This window comes from Microbacterium testaceum (assembly GCF_001476285.1).
Lineage (GTDB): Bacteria > Actinomycetota > Actinomycetes > Actinomycetales > Microbacteriaceae > Microbacterium > Microbacterium testaceum_B.
In genome coordinates this window covers 1-8,188 of the sequence record NZ_LDRU01000048.1, presented here as the reverse complement: position 1 = coordinate 8,188, position 8,188 = coordinate 1, and the positions used below count along the sequence as shown (strand labels likewise).

Below are 8,188 nucleotides of genomic sequence, written 5' to 3'. Positions count from 1 at the left end.
CCGCACCGCCCCGCGGCCCCCGCGCCCCGCGCGAACACCCGTCACCGCATTCGACGACATCGCCTCTTGCGTGGACCTCGAACCCGCTCTACAGTGGTCGAACCGGTTCGATGAAGAGAGGGGTGGCGGATGCCGACGATCGGCGACGTGGCCAAAGCGGCGGGTGTCTCGCGCAGCACCGTGTCCTACGCCCTCTCGGGCAACCGGCCCATCTCTCGCGAGACGCGCGAGCGCATCGACCTCGCAATCGCGGAGTTGGGGTTCACCGTCAACGCGGGCGCGCGAGCACTCGCGACCTCGCAGACGATGGTGCTCGGACTCCTCCTGCAGTTCCACGAGGACGAGTTCCCCCCGGCGATGCTCCAGTACATCCTGGCCGTCTCCAACGCGGCGCGCGAGCTCGGCTACGACATCCTGATGGTGACCGACAGCGATGGGCCGGGGGCGATCCGTCGGATCACGTCGTCGAACATGGTCGACGGCGTCGTCCTGCTCGACGTCACGCACGACGACCCGCGACTCGAGGCTCTCCGCCAGGCGCGGCAACCGGGCGCGCTCGTCGGGCTGCCGCGTGACACCGACGGCGTCGACGTCTTCGACCTGGACTTCAGCGAGGCCGCGCGTCTGACCATCGACCACCTCTACGGTCTCGGGCATCGCGACATCGTGCTCGTCTCTCCTCCCCGCCACGTGTTCGAGCGCGGGGGCGCCTACGCCTGGCGCTACCGCGATGCCGCTCTCGAGCGGGCCGCGCGCTATGGCATCCAGGTCCGTCCGTACTACGGCGAGTCGCAGCAACCCGGGATCGAGCGGAGCCTCAACGCCATCCTCGATGCCCGCACCGAGGCGACCGCGCTGGTCGTCCACAACGGCGCCTCGATCGCGGCGCTGCCCGCGGTGCTGCGCGAGCGCGGCGTCGTCGTCCCGCGCGACCTGTCCGTCGTCAGTCTGTACTCACAGGACTTCGGACGCACGTTCCTCCTGCCGTACACGGCAGTCGAGACATCTCCAGACGGGCTGGGCCGCAAAGCGGTCCAGCACCTGGTCCGGCGCATCGCCGACCCCGACTACGGGCCGCCCGTGGTCGGGTTCATCGAGCCGGAGCTCACCGACAGGGGGAGCACCGCTTAACGAGGCGACGGCGCGCCCCGTTCTCGTCGGTCCATCGTCGAACCGGTTCAACGCCACCGCCAGCATGACAACGCAGTCACATTTCAGAGAGGAAAGAACAGTGAGCACGAACAACACCCGTACCCGCGCTCTCGGCGCGATCGCCGTCGGCGCCGTCGCCGTCGGCGTCCTGGCCGGATGCTCCGGTGGAGCGACCGGCACCAGCACCGACGGCAGCGCCGGCGGCACCTACACCTTCTGGGACCCGTACCCGCAGTACGACGCCTCGTCCGACTGGGCGAAGGTCATCGACAAATGCGCCGCCGACGCCGGCGTCACGATCGAGCGCACCGGTTTCGACACCAGCGACCTCACCTCGAAGGCGCTCCTCGCCGGCCAGCAGGGCGACTCGCCCGACATCCTGCTGATCGACAACCCCGCCGTCTCGACGCTCGTCGAGGCGGGGATCATCACCTCGACCGACGAGAACAACCTGCAAGTCGGCGACGTGGCCGAGAACATCCTCGGTGCCTCTGTCGTCGACGGGAAGACCTACGGCGTCCCGATCGGCGCGAACACCCTGGCGCTGTACTACAACCCGACCGTGCTCAGCGCGGCGGGGGTCGATCCCTCGTCGATCAAGGACTGGTCGACCCTCAACGCCGCGATCGAGAAGGTCGTGGCATCCGGCAAGAAGGGCATCACCTTCTCGGGCATCGGCACCGAGGAAGGCAGCTTCCAGTTCCTGCCCTGGTTCTGGGGCGCGGGTGCCGACCTCACGGAGCTGGACTCCACGCAGGCCGCCTCGGCCGTGCAGCTGTGGACCGACTGGGTGCAGAAGGGCTGGGCGCCGAACTCGGTCATCAACAACACCCAGACCACGAGCTGGCAGGAGTTCGAGACCGGCGACTTCGGCTTCGCCGAGAACGGCACCTGGCAGAAGGCGGGCGCCGCGAAGGCCGGCTACGAGGTCATTCCGATCCCCGCGGCGAAGGGTGGTGCCGCCCCGGCGCCGACGGGCGGCGAGTTCCTGACGCTGCCCGTGCAGAAGGACGCGGGCCGCTACGCCGCCTCGGCGAAGATCGTCGAGTGCCTGACCAGCACGGCCAACGTCGTCGGCACCGACAACACGCTGAACTACATCGCGGCGACCCCCGAGGCGCAGAAGGAGCAGCTCGCCCAGGACCCGACGCTCGAGCCCTGGGTCGAGGCCGTCAACGCGGCGAAGGCCCGCACGGGAGACAACCTCGGCACGAAGTACCCGGTGATCTCCGAGCAGCTGTGGACAGCCGTGCAGAACTCCCTGACCGGCGCCCAGTCGCCGCAGGATGCTCTGAAGGCCGCCCAGCAGGCCGCTTCCTCGAAGTGACACTCGATTCCTGAAAGGGGTACGCCGACATGACCGCGACGCAGTTCACTGCCTCGACGGGCACCGGCGATTCCGGGAGGGCGGCGGTCGCCGCCGCCCTCCCCACCCCGGACCGCCGTCCGCGGCGCCGGGGCCAGTGGGCCGCCTGGGCGTTTCTCGCCCCCGTCGTGATCTACCTGGTCGTCTTCTACGCCTATCCGCTGTTCCGCAACCTCGACCTGAGCCTGCGCGATTACACCGTCCGCTCGTTCATCGACGGCACGGCACCGTTCGTGTGGTTCGCCAACTACGCCACCGTCTTCCAGGACCCCACCTTCTGGCCGGCCCTGGCCAACACCGCCACGTTCACGCTCGTGTCGATCGTCTTCCAGTACTCGATCGGCATGGCGCTCGCGGTGTTCTTCTTCCAGCGCTTCCCGCTGTCCACGACGTTGCGCGCGCTGTTCCTCGTGCCGTGGCTGCTGCCCCTGCTGGTCTCGGCGTCCGCGTGGTCGTGGATGCTGAACTCCGATTCGGGCGTCGTCAACTACCTCCTGAGCCTCGTCGGCGTCGACGCCGTCAACTGGCTCACCTCGCCGCAATGGGCGCTGGTGTCGGTGCTCATCGCCAACATCTGGATCGGCGTGCCGTTCAACCTCGTCATCCTGTACAGCGGCCTCCAGAACATCTCGAGCGACATCTACGAAGCGGCATCCATCGACGGAGCCAACGCCTGGCAGAAGTTCTGGCGCATCACCTTCCCGCTCCTGCGCCCGGTCTCGGCGATCACGATCCTGCTCGGGCTCGTCTACACGCTCAAGGTGTTCGACATCATCTGGATCATGACCCGCGGCGGCCCGGGGTCGAGTTCGACCACGTTCGCCATCTGGTCGTACCGCCTCGGCTTCGGCTCGGCTCTCCCCGACCTCAGCCCCGCGGCGGCGGTCGGCAACCTGCTCATCGTGATCGCCCTGGTCTTCGGGCTGATCTACATCCGCGCCCAGCGCCGACTGGAGGTCTGATCATGAGGCGTCGTCCCTGGTGGATCACGGCGATCGGCATCGTCCTCACCGCGATCATGCTGTTCCCGATCTATTGGATGATCAACGTGTCGCTCACCCCGCAGAGCGACATGCGCAAGTCACCGCCCGATCTCTTCCCGCTCCCCCCGACGTTCGAGGGCTACGAGAAGGTCCTCTCCGACCAGTTGCCCTACCTCGGCACGAGTTTCGTCATCGGCGTCGGAACGGTCGTGCTCACCCTGCTCCTGTCGGCCCCGGCGGCGTACTCCCTCGCCAAGCTCCGCCCGCGCGGGGGCAATGCGCTCAGCTTCGCGCTGCTCATCGCCCAGATGATCCCGGGGATCATCATGGCGATGGGGTTCTACGCGATCTACCTGAACGCCGGGATCCTCAACTCCGTACCGGGTCTGATCCTCGCCGACTCCACGCTCGCGGTGCCGTTCGGCGTGCTCATCTTCACCGCGTTCATGCGCGGCATCCCCGACGAACTGCTCTCCGCCGCGCGCATCGACGGGGCGGGCACCTGGCGTACGTTCCGCTCGATCGTGCTGCCGGTGAGCCGAAACTCGATCGTCACGGTCTCGCTGTTCGCGTTCCTGTGGTCGTGGTCGGACTTCATCTTCGCCTCGACGCTCAATAGCGGCGGCAAGCTGCAGCCGATCACGATCGGCATCTACCGCTACATCGGCAACAACAACCAGGAGTGGAACGCCATCATGGCGACCGCCGTCGTGGCATCCATCCCCGCCGCCGTCCTGCTCATCCTCGCCCAGCGTTACGTCGCCGCCGGCGTGACCGCCGGTGCTGTCAAAGACTGACCTCGAAAGGTTCTTCGTGTCGCATCCCTCCCTGCCCACGTTCGACGTGCGCGAAATCCCCTTCAGCATCCGCGGCTCGTGGCTCGATTTCTCGCCCGTCATCGGCCTCCACCGTCAGGTCGACGACGTGCATCTCGTCTCGCACGTCAACGGCATGCACGCCGTGCTCCGGCTCACCCCGACGACCGACGGGCGGAGAGCGGATGCCACGACGCGGGCCGACGCCGCCTCGCTGTCGTGGGTGGTGGGCGAGAGCGTCGTCGCGACCGCGGTGTTCGAGTCGACCGACGTCGTCCGTATCGCGGGGGCGGGGTCGGAGTTCACACTCGCCGACGCCGTCGAAGAGCTGACGCCGTTCACCGGCTCGTACTTCTTCCGCGACCCTCTCGACGGGGCGTACGTCTTCACCTCGTACGAGACCGGACGGCGATACCGCGTCACGTCGCTGTCGGGGTCGCTCGTGGCCACGGGCGCCGAGGCGCTGGGACAGAGCGTCCGCGCCCTCACCGTGAGCGGCGACGAGTGGGAGATCGCGATCGAGCAGATCGAGGCGGCGGCCCCGCCCTATCGGACCGGAGAGGCCTTCGGCGAGGTCCGCGCACGTGTCGCGGCAGAGTTCACTGACTATCTTGATGCGATCGCGGGGTGGCGAATGGAGGCGACACCCGCCGTCGCGCGTGCGGCCTACGTGCTCTGGTCGGCCACGGTCGCCCCGGCCGGCTTCGTCACGCGCGAGTCGGTGCTCATGTCGAAGCACTGGATGGACAAGGTGTGGAGCTGGGACCACACCTTCAACGCCCTGGCGCTGGCGCCCGGTCTGCCGGACGCCGCTCTCGACCAGTTCTTCGCGCCCTTCGATCATCAGGATGCCGCGGGCGCGATGCCCGACTCGATCACTCACTCCGAGGTGCTCTACAACTACGTCAAGCCGCCGATCCACGGGTGGGCGTGGGCGAAGCTGCGCACGCGTCTCGCACGGCCCCTCACCGAGGACGAGATGTTCGCCGCCTACTCCCGCCTCTCGCGGTGGTCGCGGTTCTGGCTGGACTATCGCACGGCCCCCGGGCACGACCTGCCCTACTACCAGCACGGCAACGACAGCGGCTGGGACAACTCCACGACCTTCGACCACGACCGCGTGATCGAGTCACCTGACCTCGCCGCGTTCCTCGTCGTGCAGCTCGACGTGCTCGCCGACCTCGCCGACGAGCTCGGTACGGGCGAGGGCGACGCGTGGCGGGTCGAACGCGATCGGGTGCAGGCCGCGCTCCTGCGAGACCTCCGAGACGACGAAGGGTTTTTCGCGGTCGGCGCGCTCACCGGGACGGTGAGCAAACGATCCAGTCTGCTGAACCTCCTGCCCGTCCTCGCCGCCGACCGCCTGGGATCCGAGGTCGCGGACCGATTGGCGGCGGGCATCGCCGAGCACCTGACGACCTGGGGCCCGGCCACCCAGCTCGTGGAGACCCCCGAGTACGAGGACGACGGCTACTGGCGCGGCCCGATCTGGGCGCCGTCGACGATGCTCATCGAGGAGGGGCTGCGTCGCGGCGGCCATCTCGAGCTGGCCGACACGATCAACGAGCGCTTCCGCGCGCTCTGCGAGACGTCGGGCTTCGCCGAGAACTTCGACGCGCGCACGGGCGCGGGCCTGCGCGACCGCGCGTACACGTGGACGGCGAGCGTCTACCTCGTCTTCGCGCACGAGCACGCGCTCCGCACGGGCGGGGTCGACGCGTGAGCGGCATCACCGCGCACTTCCAGGTCGAGGGCGCGCGGCTCATCTGGCGCGGAGACGGCGAGACCGTGATCGTCGAACCATGGGGACGCGACAGCGTCCGCGTGCGGTCCCGGCTCATGCACGACATCGTCGACCACGACTGGGCGTTGCTTCCGCCCTCCCACGCCGAAGCCGACATCGTCGTCGACGGTGACACGGCGACCCTGACCAGTGGTCGTCTCCGCGTGGTCGCGACCTCGCGCTCCGGCATCCAGCTGCAGACGGGGTACGACCGCAACTTCTGTCACCTCGCCTTCCTCGACAGCGACGGTCGGCTGCTCTTCCAGGAGAGGGATGCCGGGGGTTCCCTCGCGTTGATCGCCCGCGAACACCGCCCCATCCCCGGTGGCGACGTGCGCCTGACCGCGTCGTTCGAGAGCGCGCCCGACGAGCGCCTGTTCGGCATGGGGCAGTACCAGCAGGACGTGCTCGACCTGAAGGGCTGCAGTCTCGAGCTCGCGCATCGCAACTCGCAGTCGAGCGTCCCCTTCGTGCTCTCGGACCGCGGGTACGGCTTCCTGTGGCACAACCCGGCGATCGGTCGGGCGACGTTCGCGGCGAACGGCACGCAGTGGTTCGCCGAGTCGACCGATCAGCTCGACTACTGGGTGACCGCCGGAGCGACACCGCGCGACATCTCCCGTGCCTACGCGGATGCCACGGGCCACGCGCCGATGATGCCCGAGCGCGGTCTCGGGTTCTGGCAGTGCAAGCTGCGCTACTCCTCGCAGGAGGAATTGCTGGAGGTCGCCCGCGAGCACAAGCGGCGCGGACTTCCGCTCGACGTCATCGTCGCCGACTTCTTCCATTGGCCCCGAATGGGCGACTTCCGCTTCGAGGACGAGTTCTGGCCCGACCCCGCCGCGATGGTGCGCGAGCTCGACGAGCTCGGTGTGGAGCTCATGGTGTCGGTCTGGCCGCAGGTGTCGCTCGAGAGCGAGAACTACCCGCGGATGAAGAAGGAGAACCTCCTCGTCCGGGCCGAGCGCGGCCTCGACGTGCACATGTCGTTCGAGGGGCCCAGCGCCTTCCTCGACGCGACGAACCCGCGTGCGCGCGCCTTCGTGTGGGACAGGTGCCGCGAGAACTACGGCGGCCATGGCATCCGCACCTTCTGGCTCGACGAGGCCGAGCCCGAGTACGGCCTCTATGACTACGACAACTTCCGCTATCACGCCGGTTCCGTGCTGCAGGTGGGCAACGTGTACCCGCAGCACTATGCGCGGGCATTCGCCGAGGGGCAGTGGGCCGACGGCGAGACCGAGGTCGTGAACCTCCTGCGCACGGCGTGGGCCGGCAGCCAGCGTTACGGCGCTCTGGTGTGGTCGGGCGACATCGCCTCGACGTTCGAAGCGCTGCGGGCGCAGGTGACCGCGGGCATCCACATGGGCGTCGCCGGCATCCCGTGGTTCACCACCGATATCGGCGGCTTCCACCACGGTGATCCGGATGCCGAGGACTTCCGCGAACTGCTCGTGCGCTGGTTCCAGTTCGGGACGTTCTGCCCGGTCATGCGTCTGCACGGCGATCGACTCCCGACGACGCCCGTTCACGCGGCCGACGGTTCGCGGCGCTCGCCGAGCGGTGGCCCGAACGAGGTGTGGAGTTTCGGCGACGCCGTCACCCCGGTGCTCGAGCGGTACCTCTTCGCTCGCGAGGCTCTCCGCCCGTACACGCGCGAGGTCATGCGCGATGCGCATGTCGACGGGCAGCCCGTCCTGCGCGGACTCTTCCACGAGTTCCCCGGCGACGAGCGCTGCTGGCGGGTGAAGGATCAGTACCTCTTCGGCCCCGACCTGCTCGTCGCTCCCGTGATGGAAGCGGGCGCGCGCTCGCGCCGCGTGGTGCTGCCCGCCGGGGCGCAGTGGACCGACGTGTGGAGTGGGACGGTCCACTCCGGCGGCATCGAGATCGACGTCGACGCCCCGCTCGATCGGATCCCGGTCTTCGTGCGCGACGGCGCCCGGGCCGAGGTGGTCGCGGCGGTGCGCACGGCGCTCTCGGCTGAGTGAGGGCGGCGCGGCCAGCGTGTGGCGGTTGGGCGTCCGCCGGCCACCACACGCGTTCCCGTCATGCATAAACGCGATCCACTCGCATAAACGCGCTGTGC

6 protein-coding genes are annotated in these 8,188 nt (G+C 68.6%); all 6 read left to right on the top strand.

What is annotated here, in order from left to right; genetic code table 11:
- Window positions 1-129 precede the first annotated feature (129 nt).
- Window positions 130-1,131, top strand: a complete 1,002-nt coding sequence (locus NS283_RS09455; RefSeq protein WP_058596616.1) for a LacI family DNA-binding transcriptional regulator — start codon at window positions 130-132, stop codon at window positions 1,129-1,131.
- A gap of 100 nt (window positions 1,132-1,231) precedes the next feature.
- Window positions 1,232-2,479 (top strand): sugar ABC transporter substrate-binding protein, encoded by a 1,248-nt coding sequence (locus NS283_RS09450; RefSeq protein ID WP_081317350.1) that lies wholly within the window; start codon window positions 1,232-1,234, stop codon window positions 2,477-2,479.
- Between the two features lie 29 nt (window positions 2,480-2,508).
- A complete protein-coding gene (locus NS283_RS09445) occupies window positions 2,509-3,480 on the top strand; it encodes a carbohydrate ABC transporter permease (RefSeq protein WP_058596614.1) in 972 nt (323 codons plus the stop codon).
- A gap of 2 nt (window positions 3,481-3,482) precedes the next feature.
- Window positions 3,483-4,298, top strand: a complete 816-nt coding sequence (locus NS283_RS09440; protein ID WP_058596613.1) for a carbohydrate ABC transporter permease — start codon at window positions 3,483-3,485, stop codon at window positions 4,296-4,298.
- A gap of 16 nt (window positions 4,299-4,314) precedes the next feature.
- Entirely contained in the window at window positions 4,315-6,039 is a 1,725-nt protein-coding gene (locus tag NS283_RS09435; protein WP_058596612.1) for an amylo-alpha-1,6-glucosidase, read from the top strand.
- The gene (locus NS283_RS09430; protein WP_241492222.1) at window positions 6,036-8,090 is read left to right on the top strand and encodes a glycoside hydrolase family 31 protein; all 2,055 of its coding nucleotides are present in this window, start codon (window positions 6,036-6,038) and stop codon (window positions 8,088-8,090) included. The genes NS283_RS09435 and NS283_RS09430 overlap by 4 nt, the downstream gene beginning before the upstream one ends.
- Window positions 8,091-8,188 lie beyond the last annotated feature (98 nt).

Coding starts and splice junctions, on each gene's coding strand:
- NS283_RS09455 (WP_058596616.1), top strand. CDS start 130: ATGCCGACGATCGGCGACGTGGCCAAAGCGGCGGGTGTCTCGCGCAGC.
- NS283_RS09445 (WP_058596614.1), top strand. CDS start 2,509: ATGACCGCGACGCAGTTCACTGCCTCGACGGGCACCGGCGATTCCGGG.
- NS283_RS09440 (WP_058596613.1), top strand. CDS start 3,483: ATGAGGCGTCGTCCCTGGTGGATCACGGCGATCGGCATCGTCCTCACC.